This window comes from Microbacterium sp. LWO14-1.2 (assembly GCF_038397715.1).
Lineage (GTDB): Bacteria > Actinomycetota > Actinomycetes > Actinomycetales > Microbacteriaceae > Microbacterium.
In genome coordinates this window covers 1,497,168-1,515,612 of sequence record NZ_CP151633.1, presented here as the reverse complement: position 1 = coordinate 1,515,612, position 18,445 = coordinate 1,497,168, and the positions used below count along the sequence as shown (strand labels likewise).

The 18,445-nt window shown below is 70.1% G+C and carries 18 protein-coding genes; 15 read left to right on the top strand and 3 right to left on the bottom strand.

The annotated features are described in order from the left end of the window. Nucleotides 1–5 precede the first annotated feature (5 nt). The 4 genes from MRBLWO14_RS07250 to MRBLWO14_RS07235 all read left to right on the top strand — a co-directional run bounded on the left by MRBLWO14_RS07250 (nt 6) and on the right by MRBLWO14_RS07235 (nt 2,165). A complete protein-coding gene (locus MRBLWO14_RS07250; protein ID WP_341935782.1) occupies nt 6–449 on the top strand; it encodes a hypothetical protein in 444 nt (147 codons plus the stop codon). Further along, a complete protein-coding gene (locus tag MRBLWO14_RS07245; RefSeq protein WP_341935781.1) occupies nt 446–1,126 on the top strand; it encodes a polysaccharide deacetylase family protein in 681 nt (226 codons plus the stop codon). The genes MRBLWO14_RS07250 and MRBLWO14_RS07245 overlap by 4 nt, the downstream gene beginning before the upstream one ends. A 138-nt stretch (nt 1,127–1,264) precedes the next feature. Next, nucleotides 1,265–1,576, top strand: coding sequence for a hypothetical protein (locus MRBLWO14_RS07240; protein WP_341935780.1), 312 nt, complete (start codon nt 1,265–1,267; stop codon nt 1,574–1,576). Continuing rightward, entirely contained in the window at nt 1,569–2,165 is a 597-nt protein-coding gene (locus tag MRBLWO14_RS07235; protein ID WP_341935779.1) for a DUF559 domain-containing protein, read from the top strand. Before MRBLWO14_RS07240 ends, MRBLWO14_RS07235 begins: the two co-directional genes overlap by 8 nt. A 70-nt stretch (nt 2,166–2,235) precedes the next feature. Here MRBLWO14_RS07235 and MRBLWO14_RS07230 read toward each other — a convergent pair whose 3' ends face one another. Further along, nucleotides 2,236–2,913, bottom strand: a complete 678-nt coding sequence (locus MRBLWO14_RS07230; protein WP_341935778.1) for a hypothetical protein — start codon at nt 2,911–2,913, stop codon at nt 2,236–2,238. A gap of 70 nt (nt 2,914–2,983) precedes the next feature. Between MRBLWO14_RS07230 and MRBLWO14_RS07225 the strand changes: the two genes are divergently transcribed. The 5 genes from MRBLWO14_RS07225 to MRBLWO14_RS07205 are packed head-to-tail and all read left to right on the top strand — an operon-like array spanning nt 2,984 to nt 8,422. Further along, the gene (locus tag MRBLWO14_RS07225; protein WP_341935777.1) at nt 2,984–3,823 is read left to right on the top strand and encodes a fumarylacetoacetate hydrolase family protein; all 840 of its coding nucleotides are present in this window, start codon (nt 2,984–2,986) and stop codon (nt 3,821–3,823) included. A gap of 25 nt (nt 3,824–3,848) precedes the next feature. Beyond that, the gene (locus MRBLWO14_RS07220) at nt 3,849–5,219 is read left to right on the top strand and encodes a hypothetical protein (RefSeq protein ID WP_341935776.1); all 1,371 of its coding nucleotides are present in this window, start codon (nt 3,849–3,851) and stop codon (nt 5,217–5,219) included. Then, nucleotides 5,216–7,033, top strand: coding sequence for an IlvD/Edd family dehydratase (locus MRBLWO14_RS07215; protein ID WP_341935775.1), 1,818 nt, complete (start codon nt 5,216–5,218; stop codon nt 7,031–7,033). Before MRBLWO14_RS07220 ends, MRBLWO14_RS07215 begins: the two co-directional genes overlap by 4 nt. A gap of 10 nt (nt 7,034–7,043) precedes the next feature. Beyond that, a complete protein-coding gene (locus MRBLWO14_RS07210) occupies nt 7,044–7,511 on the top strand; it encodes a hypothetical protein (protein ID WP_341935774.1) in 468 nt (155 codons plus the stop codon). Further along, the gene (locus MRBLWO14_RS07205) at nt 7,493–8,422 is read left to right on the top strand and encodes a PfkB family carbohydrate kinase (protein WP_341935773.1); all 930 of its coding nucleotides are present in this window, start codon (nt 7,493–7,495) and stop codon (nt 8,420–8,422) included. The genes MRBLWO14_RS07210 and MRBLWO14_RS07205 overlap by 19 nt, the downstream gene beginning before the upstream one ends. Here the strand turns inward: MRBLWO14_RS07205 and MRBLWO14_RS07200 are convergent. Both MRBLWO14_RS07200 and MRBLWO14_RS07195 read right to left on the bottom strand, forming a co-directional pair. Further along, nucleotides 8,391–9,605, bottom strand: coding sequence for an amidohydrolase (locus tag MRBLWO14_RS07200; protein WP_341935772.1), 1,215 nt, complete (start codon nt 9,603–9,605; stop codon nt 8,391–8,393). The two genes, MRBLWO14_RS07205 and MRBLWO14_RS07200, sit on opposite strands and share 32 nt — an antisense overlap. A gap of 40 nt (nt 9,606–9,645) precedes the next feature. After that, the gene (locus MRBLWO14_RS07195) at nt 9,646–10,296 is read right to left on the bottom strand and encodes a TetR/AcrR family transcriptional regulator (RefSeq protein WP_341935771.1); all 651 of its coding nucleotides are present in this window, start codon (nt 10,294–10,296) and stop codon (nt 9,646–9,648) included. Nucleotides 10,297–10,448: 152 nt separating this feature from the next. Here MRBLWO14_RS07195 and MRBLWO14_RS07190 point away from each other — a divergent pair, with 152 nt between their 5' ends. The 6 genes from MRBLWO14_RS07190 to MRBLWO14_RS07165 all read left to right on the top strand — a co-directional run bounded on the left by MRBLWO14_RS07190 (nt 10,449) and on the right by MRBLWO14_RS07165 (nt 18,349). Continuing rightward, nucleotides 10,449–12,113, top strand: coding sequence for an ABC transporter substrate-binding protein (locus tag MRBLWO14_RS07190; protein ID WP_341935770.1), 1,665 nt, complete (start codon nt 10,449–10,451; stop codon nt 12,111–12,113). A gap of 154 nt (nt 12,114–12,267) precedes the next feature. Next, nucleotides 12,268–13,092 (top strand): ABC transporter ATP-binding protein, encoded by an 825-nt coding sequence (locus MRBLWO14_RS07185; protein WP_341935769.1) that lies wholly within the window; start codon nt 12,268–12,270, stop codon nt 13,090–13,092. Beyond that, nucleotides 13,089–13,910, top strand: a complete 822-nt coding sequence (locus tag MRBLWO14_RS07180) for an ATP-binding cassette domain-containing protein (RefSeq protein ID WP_341935768.1) — start codon at nt 13,089–13,091, stop codon at nt 13,908–13,910. The genes MRBLWO14_RS07185 and MRBLWO14_RS07180 overlap by 4 nt, the downstream gene beginning before the upstream one ends. Continuing rightward, nucleotides 13,907–15,007, top strand: a complete 1,101-nt coding sequence (locus MRBLWO14_RS07175) for an ABC transporter permease (RefSeq protein ID WP_341935767.1) — start codon at nt 13,907–13,909, stop codon at nt 15,005–15,007. Before MRBLWO14_RS07180 ends, MRBLWO14_RS07175 begins: the two co-directional genes overlap by 4 nt. 1 nt (nt 15,008) lies before the next feature. Next, a complete protein-coding gene (locus MRBLWO14_RS07170) occupies nt 15,009–16,103 on the top strand; it encodes an ABC transporter permease (protein ID WP_341935766.1) in 1,095 nt (364 codons plus the stop codon). Further along, complete coding sequence (locus tag MRBLWO14_RS07165; protein WP_341935765.1) at nt 16,103–18,349, top strand: glycoside hydrolase family 3 N-terminal domain-containing protein; 2,247 nt, start codon at nt 16,103–16,105, stop codon at nt 18,347–18,349. Before MRBLWO14_RS07170 ends, MRBLWO14_RS07165 begins: the two co-directional genes overlap by 1 nt. The last annotated feature ends 96 nt before the right edge of the window (nt 18,350–18,445 follow it).

Here is an 18,445-nt window from a genome sequence, read left to right as displayed (position 1 = left end):
CAGCCATGTCCGCCACCGTGCAGGGGCCGTCGTCGCACGACGGCGAGCCCAGCGCCGCCGCACTGCTGGAGGCCGGCGACATCGTCGGGCTCATGCGTGCCTGTCACGACCGTCGCCTCGAACGAGAGGGCATCCCCATGGTGCTCGGCCTCGCCGACGAGCGCGGCACCCCGATCCCGGTCGCGGGGAGCGCCGCCCAGAGGGCGGAGGGCCGGGACTTCCTCGCCGTGCTGGACCGCTACCGCGACGCCCTCGTGCCGTGGGCCCGCGACGAGGACGAGGGGGCCGTGATCACGGCGATGCAGGTGCTCGCGTATACGCATTTCGCCGCGGGCGCTGAGCCGTTGCGGGATGCTCCGTCCGGTGCCGCCGATGCGGCATCCGTCGCCGCCGACGCGGCATCCGCTCCGCTCGATCCGGTCTCGACCGGGGAAGGACGACTCTCATGACCACTCCCTCCTTCACGGCGCAGCGGCAGCAGCTCGCGGACGGGCATTTCATCCGCGTCGTGAACTACCACTCGACCCCGCGCGCCGCACGCGACGAGCTCGCCCGCGAGCTGGCGGGATTCGCGAAGGACTACGCCCCTGTGACGCTCGACGACCTTGACCGCCTCTTCGAGACCGGGACCTGGCACAAGGACCGGCCGGGCCTCATCCCGGTGTTCTACGAGGGGTACCGCAATTCGATCTCGGTCGCGGCGCCCCTGTGCGACGAACTCGGGCTCACGGGGTGGTTCCCGATCGCGACGTCCTTCGTCGACTGCGATCCCGAGCATCAGGAAGCCTTCGCGCGCGCGCACTGGATCTCCCTCGTCGAGGAGGACACCAGGGGCGGGCGCATCGCGATGAGCTGGGACGAGGTCGCCGAAGTGTCCCGCCGCCATGTCGTGTTCCCGCACACCGCGCACCACGAGGGCTTCGACACGGTGCTGTCCGACGAGGACATCCGTCGCGAGGTCGTGGAGTCGAAGGCGCAGCTCGAGGCGGTCACCGGTCAGGAGGCTCCCGTGTTCGTGTGGCTGCACGGCTCCTCGTACGGGCAGAATCCCCGGCATGACCGGGCCGTCAAGGAGGCCGGCTACCGGTACCAGTTCGCCAACACGATGATCCATCGCGTGAACTGAGTCTCGGCCGTCTCGCAGAACGACACGGATCTCGCACGTTTCTCGGCGAAACCTGCGAGATCCGTGTCGTTCTGCGAGCTTGTTCCTTCCTCCCCAATGGGTCCGCAGCGGGGCTCCTCCACAGATCGTGGACAGCGGATGCCGGGACGGCCTCCCCTCCCCTCCGACGCGGGATGCTCGGGCGATGCCGCCCCGCACCCCCCCGTCCGACAGACCATCCACGCCGTCGTGCGGGAGCGTGGCGGTGTCGTCCGCGTCCGCGACCTCGCGGAGCTCGGCTTCCGCCGGGCGGCGACCGAGTCGGCTCTGCGTGAGGCCCGGCTGCTGCGGGTGCGTCCCGGATGGGTGGCCGTGCCGGACGCGGATCCTCTGCTGGTCGACGCCGCCCGCCACGGGGTCGTCCTGTCCTGTCTGACGCAGGCCCGACGGCTCGGCCTTGTGGGTGCATGACGAGCGACCCGGCATCCATGTCGCCGTCACGCCGGGGAGCGCGGGCGGCCGGTCGACCGGCATCCGCGTGCACTGGGCGAAGCCCCTGATCCCGAGACCGCCCGGGCTTCTCGTCGATCCGATCGAGAACGTCCTCGCCCTCGTCGCCGAGTGCGAGCCGCACGAGCAGGCGCTCGCGACGTGGGAGTCGGCGCTCAACCGAAGACAGGTGGAGCGCGACGTCCTGAGCAACCTTCCGCTGCGTCCGCGTGCGCGTCGGCTGCTCGACGAGGCGTCTCCGTTCGCGGATGCGGGACTCGAGACGTACGTGCGGATCCGGCTGCGGTGGCTCCGGCTGCCGATCCGCGCGCAGATCTGGATCGCCGGGCATCGCGTCGACATCCTCGTCGGCGAGCGGCTGGTGATCCAGATCGACGGCGGTCACCACGTCGGGGCGCAGCGGGCCGAGGACATCCGGCACGATGCGCAGCTGCGGCTCATGGGCTACCACGTGATCCGGGTCGGCTATCACCAGGTGATGCAGGAGTGGGCCCTGGTGCAGGATCTCGTCATGCGGGCCGTCGCGCAGGGGCTTCACCGGGCGCGCTGATCTCGCAGAACGACACGCATCTCGCAGGATCTCGCACGGAACCTGCGAGATCCGTGTCGTTCTGCGAGATTCAGTCGGGGATGCCGAGGTGGCGGATGCCGCCGTCGGCGTCGCGCCACGTGAGCTCGGTCGTGCCGCCGTCGCGTGACGACCTCGCAGATCGGACGGTTCCGGGCTGGGCGTCGCGGATGCCGTGCGCCGCCAGCATCCCGGCGGCGTCGTCGTCGAGGGGTGCCGCACCGTCGCACGCGCTCCAGAACCGCTCGGGGTACCCGATCGCGGGCGAGACGATCAGCGACCGCCCGCCGTCGAGGCTCTCGACCGCGACCTCCAGCTCGCCGTCGCGATGCGTCAGCCGGAACGCCCGGATGCCGTCGGCGACGACAGGGGCGCGCCGCTGGAACCCCGGACCGGGTGACCAGTACCAGCTCTCCAGGACGCCCCCGGCCGTGAGGGCGACGACCTCGAGGTGGTCGGGACCGAGCGTCGACTGCACGATCTGGGCGTCGACGTAGCGGGACCCGTCCGCGAAGCCGAGCCCACTGCTCCATGCCCCGGGCGGCACGTCGGGGGTGGTGAGGGGGTCGTCGGCGGAGTCGGCGTTGAACCAGAAGACCCAGAGGCCCTCGGCGGCGTCGCAGGCCACGAGTTCGAGGTTGCCGCGGGTGCCGTACACGCCCTGGGTGAGGCCGGCGGGTCCCCACGTGTCTCGGTCGCGGCCGACGAGGATGATGTTCCGTGAATGCATTTGCTTATTCTTGCTCATTCGTGGAAGTTTGTGACAGCATGTGTGCGACGGATCTTTTCGAAGGAGAACAATGAGAATCGCCAGAACCCTCATCGACGGACGGCCCCGCATCGTGGTGATCGACGCCGATGCCGCGCACCTCGCGCCCGTCGAGCACGCGGACGACGCCCTCGTCGCGATCGCATCGGGGCGTTCCGGCGAGCACTCGACCTGGCCCCTGATCGACCTCGACGCGTATGAGCTCCTCGCACCCGTCGCGACGGCGGGCAAGATCATCGCGGTCGGACTCAACTACGTCGACCACACCGCGGAGACCGGCTTCGCACAGCCGGAGCGGCCACTCACGTTCGCGAAGTACACGACCTCGCTCACCGGCCCCTACAGCGACGTCGTGATCCCCGACCACATCGCACAGGGCGTCGACTTCGAGGCGGAGCTCGCACTCGTCATCGGTCGCCGATGCGGCGGCGACACCCCGGCCACGCTCGACGACGTCGCGGCCTACACGGTCGCGAACGACGTCTCCGCCCGTGACGTGCAGTTCGGCGACGTGCAGTGGACGCGCGGCAAGTCCTTCGACACCTTCACCCCGCTCGGGCCGTGGCTCGTGACGCCCGAGGAGTTCGGCGAGCCCGGCGGACACCGCATCCATGCCTCCGTCGACGGCGAGCTGCTGCAGGAGGACGACACGGCCGAGATGATCTTCGACGTCCCGACGATCCTCGCGTTCGTCAGCGACGGCGTCACCCTCGAGCCGGGCGACCTCATCCTCACCGGCACCCCCGCCGGCGCGGGCGGGTTCCGCACCCCGCCGCGCTACCTTCAGCACGAGCAGGTCGTCGAGGCGGGCGTCGAGGGCATCGGCGTCCTGCGCAACCGCTTCGTGCACCGCTCCCGGCTCTCCGCCTGATCCTCCCCGCAGATCGGAACGAACCATGAACACCACCGACCGTCGAGTCCTCGTCCTCATCGGCGCCGGCTCCGCCGTCTTCACCCGCGGTCTGCTCGCCGACCTCATCGGCGCGGAGGATCTCGGCGCCTGGGAGATCCGCCTCGTCGACGTCGACACCGTCGCCCTCGACGTCGCCGCCGACCTCGCCGAGGCGATGGTCGCCTCGCGCGGCGTCGGCGACAGCATCCGCGTCGTCCGTTCCTCGGACCGCCGCGCCGTACTCCCCGGAGCCGACTTCATCGTGACCTGCGTGGGCGTCGGCGGTCGTCCCGCGTGGCAGCTCGACCACGAGATCGTCCAGCGCCACGGAGTGCACCAGCCGGTCGGCGACTCCATCATGCCGGGCGGGATCTCGCGACTGCTGCGCACGACCCCTGTGCTCGTGGAGGTCGCGCAAGACATCGCCGACCTCGCGCCCGACGCCTTTTTCTTCAACTACTCGAACCCGATGACGGCGAACATCCAGGCCATCCACCAGCAGACCGGTCTCGACGTCGTCGGTCTCTGCCACGGCATGCACCACATCCAACGCGAACTCGCGCAGCTCATCGATGCCCCGTTCAAGGAGACGTCGACGCTGTACGCCGGCATCAACCACCTCACGTTCATCTACGACTTCCGCTGGAACGGGCGCGACGCGTGGCCGCTGATCCGCGAGCGCGTCCACCGCGAACTGGCTCAGGCACCGGACCCCGCCGACATCGGGAACATCTTCTACGAGACGCCGACCGCATGGCACAACCCGTTCGCGTGGGAGCTGTTCGACCGCTACGGCGCCTTCGCGGCCGCGGGCGACCGCCACGTCGTCGAATTCTTCCCCGAGCGATTCGCCACCGGCGACTACTACGGCAAGAAGCTCGGCATCGATGCGTTCAGCCTTCCCGAGATCCTGGAATGGGGCGAGAACCGCTACCAGGGGATGAAGCGCCAGGCGACGGGCGAGGATCCGCTCGACCAGTCGATCTTCGAACGCTCCGGAGGCGAGCAGGAGCAGCTGATCGCGATCATCCGCTCGATCACGTTTGACTCGCGCGAGATGTTCAGCTGCAACGTCGTGAACGGCGGCGCGGTGCCCGGGCTGCCGGAGTGGTCGGCCGTGGAGATCCCCGGTGTGGCCACCGCCCGCGGCATCCGACCGGTCGTCGTCCCCGACCTCGGGAAGCCGCTGACCGCGATCCTCGCCCGGCGGCTCACCTCGGTCGACCTCGCGGTCGAGGCCGCCCTGACCGGCGACCGGGGACTCGTCGTCGAGGCGATGATCGCCGACGGTGCGGTCGTCGACGCCGATCGCGCCGCGGCGCTCGCCGACGACCTCATCGCCGCGCAGGCGACGCATCTTCCGAGGTTCTCATGAGCGCCGAGAATCTCGGCTCGACCTCGGAGCCGTTCGACCCCGCCGTGCCGCACGCGCCGTTCGACCGCTTCGCCCCCGACGGTGAGCACGACTGGGGCACGGGTCTGCGCAGTCAGAAGTGGTTCGGCGCCGAGGGCAAGACGGGCTTCATGCACCGCTCCTGGCTGCGCAGCGAGGGGCTACCGGACGACTCCTTCCGCGGTCGGCCGATCATCGGCATCGCGAACTCGTGGAGCGAGCTCACGAGCTGCAACATCCACCTCCGCGCCCTGGCCGAGCACGTCAAACGCGGCATCTGGCAGGCCGGCGGAGTCCCGTTCGAGTTCCCGACGACCTCCGCGGGCGAACCGCTCGTGCGTCCGACGGCGATGCTCCTGCGCAACCTCATGGCGATGGACCTCGAGGAGACCCTGCGCGCCAACCCCCTCGACGGCGTCGTGCTGCTCGCCGGGTGCGACAAGACCACGCCCGCGTACCTCATGGGCGCGGCGTCGGTCGACCTGCCCGCCCTGCTCATCACGGGCGGCCCGATGCTGAACGGCAAGCACCGCGGCGAGGACATCGGCTCCGGCACGTCGGTGTGGAGGTTCACCGAGGCGTACCGGGCGGGGCTCATCGACGAGACCGCCATCACCGAGGCCGAGGGCTGCATGGCCCGCAGCCAGGGGCACTGCCAGACGATGGGCACCGCGTCGACGCTCGCGAGCGTGTTCGAGCTCATGGGCATGCAGCTGCCCGGCTCGTCGTCGCTCCCGGCGAACGACTCGCGCCGCGCTGTCGCCGCGCATCTCGCCGGTCGCCGCATCGTCGAGATGGTCGCCGAGGATCTGCGCCCGTCGACGATCCTCACGCGCGAGGCGTTCGAGAACGGCGTGCGGGCGAATGCCGCGCTCGGAGGATCGACCAATGCCGTGATCCATCTCCTCGCTCTCGCGCGACGGGTGGGAGTCGAGCTCACCCTCGACGACTTCGATGCGCTGGTGCGGGACGTGCCGGTCATCGCCGACCTGATGCCGAGCGGCCGCTTCCTCATGGAGGACTTCGAGTACGCGGGCGGCATCGCCGGATTCGCCGAGACGCTCGGCGACCTCCTGAACCGTAACACGCTCACGGTCACCGGTCGCAGCCTGGGCGAGAACTACACCGGGGCCGAGGTGTTCGACCGCGAGGTCATCCGTCCGCTCGACAACCCCGTCAAGCCGGTCGGATCGGGCATCGCCGTGCTCACGGGCAACCTCGCTCCGCGCGGCGCCGTGATCAAGCAATCGGCCGCCGCTCCCGAGCTCATGCAGCACACCGGGCGGGCTCTCGTGTGGGACTCGCTCGAGGACTATCTCGCCGACGCGGAGGACCCGGCCCTCGACGTGCACCCCGAGGACATCCTCGTCGTGCGCTACGTGGGCCCGAAGGGCTACCCGGGCATGCCCGAGGTGGGCAACCTGGCCCTGCCCCGGAAGATCCTCGAGTCGGGCGTGACCGACATGGTGAGGATCTCGGACGCCCGTATGAGCGGCACCTCCTACGGCACCGTCGTGCTGCATGTCGTCCCCGAGGCCGCGGCAGGCGGTCCGCTCGCGTTCATCCGCACGGGCGACACGGTCACGGTCGACGTGGCGGGGCGCTCGCTGCACCTCCACGTCGACGACGAGGAGCTCGAGACACGACGCGCCGGCTGGGTCGCCCCGGTCGTGCCGGGCAGCGACCGCGGGTGGACGCGTCTGTACGTCGAGCACGTCACGCAGGCCGACGAGGGCCTGGACCTCGACTTCCTGCAGGGACGCTCGGGCGCCGCCGTCGGGCCGAAGGCCTTCTAGGGTGGACCCCATGGACGCCGTTCTGATCGTCGGCGCCGGCGGCATCCTCGCTCCCGCTGCGGCCGCTCTCGTGGCCCGCGGGGCCGCGGTGACCGGCGTCGGCCGCTCCAGGGCGATGCCGCAGGGGGTTCTCCCCGTGTTCGTCGACGCGCAGGTGTCCGAGGATCTCGATCGCGCGCTCGGCCGCCGCCGTTGGTCGGCCGCGATCGTCTACCTGCCCGCCGTGTCGGATGCGTCGGCGGCTCGGATCGCGGAGGCCGTCGACGGTCGCCTCGTGCGCGTGCGGATGAGTGCGGCAGCAGATCCCGCGTCCGGCGAATTCACGCTGCCCGCCGACACGCTGCAGCTCGGCTGGACCGACGAGACCCGGCCCCGCTGGCACACTCCGGACGAGGTCTCGGCAGCGGCGCTCGCCGTGTTCGAAGACGGCGCCTCCCGGGTGCTCGGCGCGGTGCGTCCGTGGGAGAGGCGCCCGTGATCGCGGTGCTCGCACTGTCGCCCGCGGTCGACGTGACCTACGACGTCGACCGGCTCCGAGCGGGCGAGATCAACCGTCCCCTCGCCACCACGGTGGTCGCCGGCGGCAAGGCGCTGAACATGGCGCGCGTGGCGTCCGCGCTCGATGCCGAGGTGCACGTCACGGTCGCGCTCGGCGGTGCGAACGGGGAGCGGGTGGCCGCGCGCCTCGTCGAGACGCCGATCGCCACGACCGTCATCCGTCTCGCCGCCGAGACCCGCAGCTGTCTGGCGATCGTCGAGGGCCTCGGGAGTGCGACGAGCACCGACCTGTACGAATCGGCGGCCCCGCTGACACCCGCGGAATGGGCCGGGTTCGCGGATGCCGTGGCCCGCGGGCCCGCGTCGCAGTGGCTCGCCGTCTCCGGCTCGCTGCCTGAGGGTGTGCCCGCTGAGGAGCTCGCCGAGGTGCTCGCCGTGCGACGCTCGAGGGGCTCCCGCGTCGCGGTCGATGTCGCGGGCGAGGCGCTCGTGGCGCTGATCGCCGTCGCCGACCTCGTGAAGGTCAACCGGCAGGAGGCCGCCGAGGTGCTGGGCCGCGACCTCGACGACGCGGCCCACGCATGCCGCGCCCTGCACGAGCGGTTCGGGGTCGACAGCGTCGTCACCGACGGGGTGCACGGAGCCGCGGCCCTCGTCGAGGGGCGGATGCTGCCGGTCGCCGCTCCACGGACGCACGGCCGTTACCCCGCGGGCAGCGGCGACGCGTTCTTCGGCGGACTGCTCGCCGGGCTCGACGGGAGTCTGCCGTTCGCCGAGGCCCTGGATCTCGGCCGTCACGCCGCGGAACGCAACGCGCGGAGGCCGGGCCAGGGTCTCCTTGCGGAGGAGCCGGCCGTCGTCAGTCGAGGAACTCGCGCGCGGCGGCCGTGAGCGCCGTGACGCCGACCTCGATCGTCGGGTGGATCTCGGGCGCGAAGAACGGCGAGTGGTTGGTGGGGATGTCCTTGTCGAGCGTGCCCGCCGCCATCGCCGCCTGGAACTTCGCGGCGTCGATGCCGCCCCAGAACCAGAACACGAGCGGGGTGCCGGTGTCGCGCGCGAACCACGACACGTCCTCACTGCCTGTGAACATGCCCGGGTCGATCACCGACGTCTCGCCGAGGGCGCGCTGCAGCGCCGCGGTCACGCGCGCCGTGGCATCCTCGTCGTTGATCGTGGGCGGGAGCGTGTGGTCGGTGCGGATCTCGGGCTCGCGCTCGGCGCCGGATGCCGCGGCCTCGGCGCGCACGATCCGCTCGACGCTCGCGAGCACCTTGTCGCGCATCTCGTCGGTGGGGTAGCGCAGGCTCAGCTCGAGCTTCGCCTCGGCCGGGATGATGTTGTTCTTGAGCCCGGCGTGGATGGAGCCGACGGTCACGACGGCGACGTCGCGCGGGTCGACCTCGCGGGAGGTGACGGTCTGGAGGCGCATCACGGTCGCCGCGGCCATCACGACGGGGTCTATCGTCGCGTGCGGACGCGAACCGTGCCCGCCGCGGCCGTGCAGCGTGACGGTGAGCCCGTCGGATGCCGCCATCTGCGTGCCGGGTCGCACGCCGATCGTGCCGGCGGGCAGCGGGGTCACGTGCTGGCCGAGCACGATGTCGGGACGCGGCACGATGTCGAGCAGGCCGTCGTCGAGCATCGCCCTCGCGCCCGCGCCGTATTCCTCGGCCGGCTGGATCAGCACGACCAGCGTGCCCGACCAGTCGCCCCGGTCGGCGACGAGCTTCTCGACGGCGCCGATCATCGCGGTGACGTGCATGTCGTGGCCGCACGCGTGCATGACGGGCACGGTGTTGCCGCCGGGGTCGATGCCCGTGGCGGTGCTGGCGTAGGCGAGGCCGGTCTCCTCGCCGACGGGCAGCGCGTCCATGTCGGCGCGCACCCAGACGACGGGGCCGTCGCCGTTCTCGAGCACGCCGACGACGCCCGTGACGCCGACTCCTTCGCGCACCTCGAGCCCGAGGTCGCGCAGGTGGCCGGCGGCGATGCCCGCGGTGCGCGTCTCCTGGAACGAGAGCTCAGGATGCTGGTGCAGGTCGATGTACAGCGCTTCGAGGTCGATCGTCATGGCCCCGAGCCTACTCGCGCGCCGCCGCGCGGCATCCCGGTCAGGGGGCGTGGCTGTACGAGGAGAGCGACGGGCCGGGATGCAGCACGCCGTTCACGATCGCGCGGATCGCGAACTCGCTCGCCTCGCCCAGGTCGAACACGTCGCGGTGGAGGAGCCACTGCAGCTGCAGTCCGTCCATGACGGCGAGGATGCTGGCCGCCGCCGTCGCGATCGTGTCGGGCTCGGTCACGCCCTCCTGGGCGCACAGTTCGCGGAACGCCTCGGTGACCTCGCGGCGGAGCGTGGTGTAGCGCTCCTCGAAGTACTCGCGTCCCGGATGGTTGTCGGTGACCGACTCCGAGGAGAGCACGGTGTACGCCTGCACGATCCCGGGTCGGCGCTCGTTGGCGATGGCCGTGCGCACGAGGTGCAGGAAGAGCTCGGGTCCGCCCGGGATGTGCTTCTCGGCGAGGTTCTGCACGTCGGCCTGGTCGCGGTAGGCGAGCACCTCGAGCAGCAGCTTCTGCTTCGATCCGAAGTGGTGGAGCACTCCGGCATGCGTGATGCCGACCTGCTCGGCGACGTCGGCGAGGGTGCCGTTCGTGGAGCCCTTGTTGCCGAAGATCTCGACGGCGGCCTTGAGGATCTGCTCGCGCTTCTCACGCGTGGCAGGGCGGACGGGCGCTTTCGCGACGGCATCCTTCGGCATGGCTCCTCCTCTCGTGCACGACCCTACTTGCCAACCTTACTTACTAACGAGTAACCTCGCACCAGCTTACTTTCTCGCCAGTAAGCAAAACAGGAGCGGATGCCCGAGCATCCGTCGCCCACAGCACAACGACCCGTGCCCAAGGAGAAGCAATGAAGCTCAGAAAGTCCCTCATCGCCGCGCTCGCGGTCGGCGCCCTCGGCGCCACGGTCCTCGCAGGATGCTCGTCGGACGGAGGGTCCGGCGACGACTCCGACGGCGGCGCCGCCCTCACGATCGCGAAGCCCGACGGCGCGATCACCACCGAGTCGAACAACCCCTTCGTCGGCGACTCGTCGGCGTCGAAGTACGGCTACGGCAAGGTCATCTTCGAGACCCTCGGCCTCGTCAACCAGACCGGCGACCGCGGCGTCACCCCCTGGCTCGCCGAGAGCATCGAGTGGAACGACGACTACACCGCGCTGACCGTCGTCCCCCGCAAGGACGTCACCTGGAGCGACGGCGAGCCCTTCACCGCCGACGACATCGTCTACACCTACGAGCTCGTCTCGACGCCCGCGCTCGACACCGCCGGCCTGAAGTTCGAGAGCGCCACCGTCGACGGAGACGCCGTGACCCTCACCTTCGGCGAGTCGAAGTTCGTGAACCAGGCGCGCGTGCTGCACGTGCCGATCGTTCCCAAGCACATCTGGGAGAACCTCGACGACCCGGCCACCGACCCCGTCAAGGGCGACGACCTGGTCGGCACCGGACCCTACGCGCTCTCGAACTGGTCGACCGAGTCGGTCACCCTCGAGGCTCGCGACGATTACTGGGGCGGCGACCTGGCCGTGCCCGAGCTGCACTACGTCTCGTACGGCGACAACACGGCGCTGACGACCGCGCTGTCGCAGGGCGAGGCTGATTGGGCGCAGGCGTTCATCCCGCAGATCCAGGAGCAGTTCCTCGACGCCGACCCCGAGCACAACAAGTTCTGGGCGGCCCCGACGACGGGTTCCGCGACCCTGTTCATGAACCTGCAGCAGAAGCCGTTCGACGACGTCGTCTTCCGCCAGGCGCTCGCCTGGGTCATCGACCGCGACGCCTACGTCGACATCGCCCGCGAGGGTGCGAGCGAGCCCGTGTGGTCGGTCACCGGTCTGTCGTCGATCCTCGACGACGAGATCCAGCCGGAGTTCCAGGGCCAGGACTACTCGGTGGATGCCGAGAAGGCGCGCGATCTGCTCGAGTCCGCCGGCTACACGTGGAAGGACGACGCGCTGATCGACCCCGACGGCACCCCCGTCTCGTTCACCCTCTCCGTGCCCTCCGGCTGGAGCGACTGGAACACCGCCCAGGAGCTCATCGCCGAGGACGTCAAGGAGGGCATCGGCGCCGAGGTCAAGATCGACATGCCCGACTGGGGCGGCTGGGCCGACCCGCGCGACAACGGCACGTTCTCGGCCATCATCCACTGGCTGGAGGACAGCGGCACGGCCTACGGCCTCTACACGTCGACCATGGACCCGCGCTGGATCTCGCCCGAGGGCGTCGCCGGCTTCAACTTCGGCCGCTTCGACGACCCCGCCGCGACCGAGGCGCTGAACGCCTACGCCAACGCGTCGTCCGACGAGGAGCGCACCGCCGCCCTCGACATCCTGCAGAAGACGTTCGTCGCACAGGTGCCGGCGATCCCGCTCGGAGCCCACCCGCTGCTCGGCGAGTTCAACACCCGCAACTACGTGGGGTGGCCCTCGGAGGAGGACCCGTACGCGTCGGCCGACCCGACGCAGCAGAACATCGTGCAGATCCTCACGAAGCTGAAGCCGGCCGAGTAAGAAGCAGCCTCACCCGGTCGTTGAGCGAGGACCGAAGGACCGAGAGGAAACGCGTCCGCCCCGGTGCGGAACGTCGCACGCAGGCGCAGCGCGTCTCGTCTCGCTCCGCTCGCTCAACGACCGGGTGTTCAGCACCCGACGAAGGACACCACTCATGTCAGAACCCCTGCTCAGCGTGCGCGACTTCTCGGTCGTGTACGACGTCGATCCACCCGTCGAGGCGGTGAGGAACGTCACGCTCGAACTGCAGCGCGGCGAGATCCTCGGCCTCGCCGGAGAGAGCGGATGCGGCAAGACCACCCTCGCGTACGGCGTGCAGCGTCTGCTGCGGGCACCGGCCGTGATCGCCGGAGGCAGCGTGACGTTCCACGATGCATCCGGGGTCGACGTCGACGTGAACGCGCTCGACGTCGAGGCGATGCAGCGTTTCCGCTGGGACAAGGTGTCGATGGTGTTCCAGGGCGCGATGAACGCCCTGAACCCCGTGGCGACGATCGGATCGCAGCTCGAGGACGTCTTCGAGATCCACCGCCCCGACATGACCAGGCGCCAGCGGCGCGCAGAGGCCGAGGACCTGCTCGAGATCGTCAAGGTCGGCCGTCAGCGCATCGCCTCGTTCCCGCATGAGCTGTCGGGCGGCATGCGGCAGCGCGTGATGATCGCGATGGCGCTCGCGCTGCGTCCGCAGCTCATGGTCATGGACGAGCCGACCACCGCGCTCGACGTGCTCGTGCAGCGGGAGATCCTCAAGCAGATCTCGCAGCTGCGGCACGAGTTCGGCTTCTCGGTCATCTTCATCACCCACGACCTGCCGTTGCTGCTGGAGATCAGCGACCGCATCGCGATCATGCGGGCGGGCGAGATCGTCGAGCTGGCGCCGGCCGAGCAGATCTGGACCGACCCGCAGCACGAGTACACGAGGACGCTGCTGTCGTCGTTCCCGCGGCTGACGGGCGAGAGAGGAGTGCTGACGCGATGACCACCCTCGAATTCGCGAACGTCACGAAGGTCTACAACGTCCGAGGAGCCGGGCAGCTCAGGGCCCTCGACGACGTCAGCTTCACCCTCACCTCCGGCCGCACGATCGGACTCGTCGGGCAGTCGGGCAGCGGCAAGTCGACGATCGCGAAGATCCTGACCCAGCTCGAGACGCCGACCAGCGGAGAGGTGCGCCTCGACGGCAAGCCGATCCCGCGGCGCGGCAAGGGCCTGCGCGCCTACCGTCAGCAGCTGCGCATGGTCTTCCAGGATCCGTTCGCCTCGCTCAACCCGTACCACTCCATCCGGTACCACCTGGAGCGCCCCATCCGCCTCGACGACGTCGTGCCGAAGAAGGAGACCGAGGCCGAGGTGCGCCGCCTCCTCGAGCGCGTGCGCCTCGACGCGGATGCCGTGATCGACCGCCGTCCGCACGAGCTGTCCGGCGGTCAGCGTCAGCGGGTCGCTATCGCGCGCGCCCTGGCATCCCGCCCGACACTGCTCGTCGCCGACGAGCCCGTGTCGATGCTCGACGTGTCGATCCGCCTCGGGGTGCTCACGCTGCTCGCCGACCTGCAGCGCGAGGAGGGGCTCGGGGTGCTGTACATCACGCACGACCTCGCGACGGCCCGTCACTTCAGTGACGAGATCATGGTGCTGAACCAGGGTCGCGTCGTCGAGTACGGCGACGCCGACGACGTCATCCTCGACCCGCAGGACCCGTACACCCGCGAGCTGCGGGCGGCATCGCCCGATCCCGAGAAGCACTTCGCCTCGGCCGGACACCACGGCGTCGGCAACCCAGGAGGAGCCCAGTGACCACCGCATCGCCCGAGCTCGGGCAGACCGGGTTGAATCCCGAGGACGGCAGGCCGGACGCGCTGGAGGTCGGCACCACGGCGACCGCCGCCCGGAAGGGCCGCAAGATCGTGCCGTGGCGCTTCTTCGTGGGGCGCGCCGGCTTCTACCTGTTCACCCTGTGGGCGGCCATCACGATCAACTTCTTCCTGCCGCGGTTCATGAAGGGCGACGCGGTCAGCTCGTACCTCGCCCGCAACCGCAACGTCAGTCCCGAGGCGGCGGAATCCCTCCGCATCCTGCTCGGCATCGACTCCGACAAGTCGCTGTGGCAGCAGTACGTCGAGTACTGGGCCACCCTGCTCCGCGGCGACCTCGGCATCTCGACGCTGCACGGCCTGCGGCCCGTGGCCGAGGTGCTCGGTGCCGCGCTGCCGTGGACCCTCGGCCTCGTCGGCCTCGCGACGATCATCTCGTTCGCGCTGGGCACGGTGGGCGGCGCGATCGTCGGGTGGAAGCGGGGGAGCCGGCTCGACGCCCTCATCCCGATCACGACGTTCTTCAACACCATCCCGTACTTCTGGCTCGGTCTCATCGCGATCGCGGTGTTCTCGTCGACCCTGAAGTGGTTCCCGTCGTCGCACGCCTACGACAAGGGGCAGTCGCCGGAGTGGAGCCTCGACTTCATCGGCCAGGTCATCGTGCATGGCACGCTGCCCGCGGTCACCATCATCATCGCCTCGCTCGGCGGCTGGATGCTGGGCATGCGCAACATGATGCTGACCGTGCTCGACGAGGACTACATCACCGTCGCGCAGGCCAAGGGCATGCCGAACCGCCGGGTGCTGTGGGCCTACGCCGCCCGCAACGCGGTGCTGCCGCAGATCCAGAGCTTCGCGCTGTCGATCGGCTTCATCGTCGGCGGCACCATCGTCATGGAGATGGTGTTCAGCTACCCCGGCGTCGGCAAGCTGCTGCTCGACGCCACCAACGCGAAGGACTTCGCTCTCATGCAGGGCGTGTTCCTCGTGATAACCCTGTCGGTGCTGATCGCCAACATCCTCGCCGACATCGTCTACGCATACCTCGACCCGCGCACGCGCCAGACGGAGGCCTGACATGAGCGTCCCCACCCAGTCGGACACCACCGCACCCGACGGCAGCGCCCTCGCCACCGGGATGCCGGAGACGGCGACCTTCCGCACGGCCGGCGCCGACCAGCCCCCGCGCAAGACGTTCTGGTCGCAGTTGGCGCAGGCGTTCGCGATGTTCCGCAACCGCAAGTCCATCGCCGGCCTGATCATCCTCGGGGTGTTCGTGCTCGTGGCGATCTTCGCTCCGCTCATCGCGCCGTACGGGGCGACGCAGAAGGACCGCACGGCTCTGCGCCAGCCGCCCTCGTTCGAGCACTGGCTCGGCACCACCCACATGGGAGAGGACGTGCTCAGCCAGATCATCTTCGGCACCCGCGGCGTGGTCGTGGTCGGCTTCCTGTCGGCGATCATCGCGACCCTCATCGCCATCACGATCGGCGTGATCGCCGGATACGTGCGCGGGTGGAAGAGCGAGTCGCTGTCGGCGCTGACCAACGTGTTCCTCGTGATCCCCGGCATCCCGCTGATCATCATCGTCGCGTCGCAGTTCGAGAACCCACCGCTCATCGTGATCGCCGCCGTGCTCGGGCTCACCGGCTGGGCATGGGGCGCGCGCGTGCTGCGCGCGCAGACCATGTCGCTGCGCAACCGGGACTTCATCCAGGCGGCCCGTGCGAACGGCGAGCCGCTGCGGCGCATCATCACGGTCGAGATGCTGCCGAACCTCATGGCGCTCATCGCGTCGAGCTTCGTCGGCACCGTCACCGCCGCGATCCTCGGCCTCACCACGCTCGCCTTCATCGGCGTGATCCCCGTGAGCAACCTCAACTGGGGCACGATCCTCTTCTGGGCGCAGCAGAACGGCGCCTTCCCGCGGCTGTGGTGGTGGTACGTGCCGGCCGGACTCTGCATCGCGATCATCGGCGTCGCGCTCTCGCTCATCAACTTCGGCATCGACGAGTACGTCAACCCGCGACTGCGCTCCGCGGGCGAGCGGGCCCGAGCCATGAAGAAGAAGGGCTTGAACGTGAACGACCCGGTGACGGCGGTGCGCAGCATCCCGACCCCGGCGTCCGCGCCGCCCGCCCCGAACGACCCGCACACCGAGAACCCCAAGTGATGACCTCTCCCACCCTGACCGAATCCCTGCCCTACCTCGACCCCGAACTGCCCATCGCGGCCCGCGTCGCCGATCTCCTCGACCGCATGACGGTCGAGGAGAAGGTCGGGCAGATGCTGCAGCTCGACGCCCGCGACGATCTCGACGACCACGTCCTGCGTCGTCATGTCGGGTCGATCCTGCACACCTCGCCCGAGCGGCTGATCCGCGCGAACGAGCTGACGGCGCAGACGCGGCTGCGCATCCCGCTGCTCGTCGGCGAGGACTGCATCCACGGGCACTCGTTCTGGCCGGGCGCCACGATCTACCCGACCCAGCTGGGCATGGCGGCGTCGTGGGATGCCGAGCTCGTCGAGAGAGTGGCTCGCGCCACCGCGGTCGAGGTCGCCGCGACCGGCATCCACTGGACCTTCTCGCCGGTGCTGTGCATCGCCCGCGATCTGCGCTGGGGTCGCGTCGACGAGACGTTCGGAGAGGACCCGTTCCTCATCGGCGAGCTCGCCTCGGCCATGGTGCGGGGGTACCAGGGCGATGGTCTCGACGACCCGACCGCGATCCTCGCGACCGCCAAGCACTTCGCCGGATACTCCGAGACGCAGGGCGGACGCGACGCGAGCGAGGCCGACATCTCGCGGCGCAAGCTGCGCTCGTGGTTCCTTCCGCCGTTCGAGCGCGTCGCGCGCGAGGGATGCCGCACCTTCATGCTCGGCTACCAGACCACCGACGGCGTGCCGATCACCGTCAACGACTGGCTGCTCAGCGACGTGCTGCGCGGCGAGTGGGGGTACACCGGCACGCTCATCACCGACTGGGACAACGTCGGCCGCATGGTGTGGGAGCAGCAGGTGCAGCCCGATTACACGCACGCCGCCGCCGCGGCGGTGAAGGCCGGCAACGACATGGTCATGACGACGCCGGGGTTCTTCGAGGGGGCGCTCGACGCGGTCGCCCGGGGGATGCTGTCGTCCAGCGACTTCGACACCGCGGTCGCCCGCATCCTCACGCTCAAGTTCGAGCTCGGCCTGTTCGAAGATCCGCGGCTGCCGCAGGACGGACGGGATGCCGTCGTCGGCAGCCCCGCGCATGCCGACCTGAACCTCGAGATCGCCCGGCGCTCGCTCGTGCTGCTCGAGAACGACGGCACACTGCCGCTCTCGCCCGCCGCCCCGCTGTCTGTGGCGGTGGTCGGTCCGCTCGCCGACGACGCGCAGACGCAGCTCGGCGACTGGGCGGGAGGGTCCGGCCAGGCAGGGTGGCTCGACGGCCAGCCCCGCGACATGATCACCACCGTGCTCGACGGCCTCTCCGGCGTCGAGGGCTGGACCGTGACGCACGCGCGCGGCGCCGACATCCTCACGCTCGAGGAGGACCCCCGCGGGTCGACGTTCCCCGACGGGCAGCCGCGCCCTCCGGTCGTCGTGCCCGCCACACCCGACGAGGCGCTGATCGCCGAGGCGGTCGCCGCAGCCTCGGCATCCGATGTCGTCGTCGCCGTCGTGGGAGACCGCATCGAGCTCGTGGGAGAGGGCCGCTCGACCGCGACGCTCGAGCTGATCGGGGGGCAGAACGCCCTGCTCGACGCGTTGATCGCGACCGGGAAGCCCGTCGTCGTCGTGCTGCTGGCGTCGAAGCCGCTCGTGCTTCCCGCATCCGTCTCGCAGGCCGCAGCCGTCATCTGGGCGGCGAATCCCGGCATGCAGGGCGGCAGGGCGCTCGCGGAGATCGTCACGGGAGCCGTCGAGCCGTCTGGACGCCTGCCGATCTCGTTCGCGCGTCACGTGGGACAGCAGCCGACGTACTACAACCAGATCCGCGGGCAGCACGGCGACCGGTACGCCGACCTCACGCAGTCGCCCGCCTGGGCGTTCGGCGAGGGGCTGTCGTACTCGACCGTGGCGTACTCGGATCTCGTGGTGTCGGAGGGGCCGCTCGCGCTCGGCGACACCGTGGTGGCGGAGGTCACCGTGACGAACACCGGATCGCGTCCGGTGCGCGAGACCGTGCAGGTGTACGTGCGCGACGTCGTGACGAGCGTCAGCTGGACCGACCGCGAGCTCAAGGCCTACCGACAGGTCGACCTCGCGCCGGGGGAGAGCCGCATCGTGCGGGTAGACCTGCCCGTGGCCGAGTGCTCGATCGTCGACGCGGCCGGTGTGCGCCTCGTGGAGCCGGGGGAGTTCGCCCTGCTCGTCGGACCGAGTTCGCGCGAGCAGTCGCTGCTGTCCGCGTCGTTCACGGTGGTGTAGCCCGGCGCCGGGGCCCACCGCCCCCGCGTCGAGGCCCACCACTCCCGTCGAGGCCCACCACTCCCGCCGAGGCCCACCGCCCGCGACGAGTGGCGT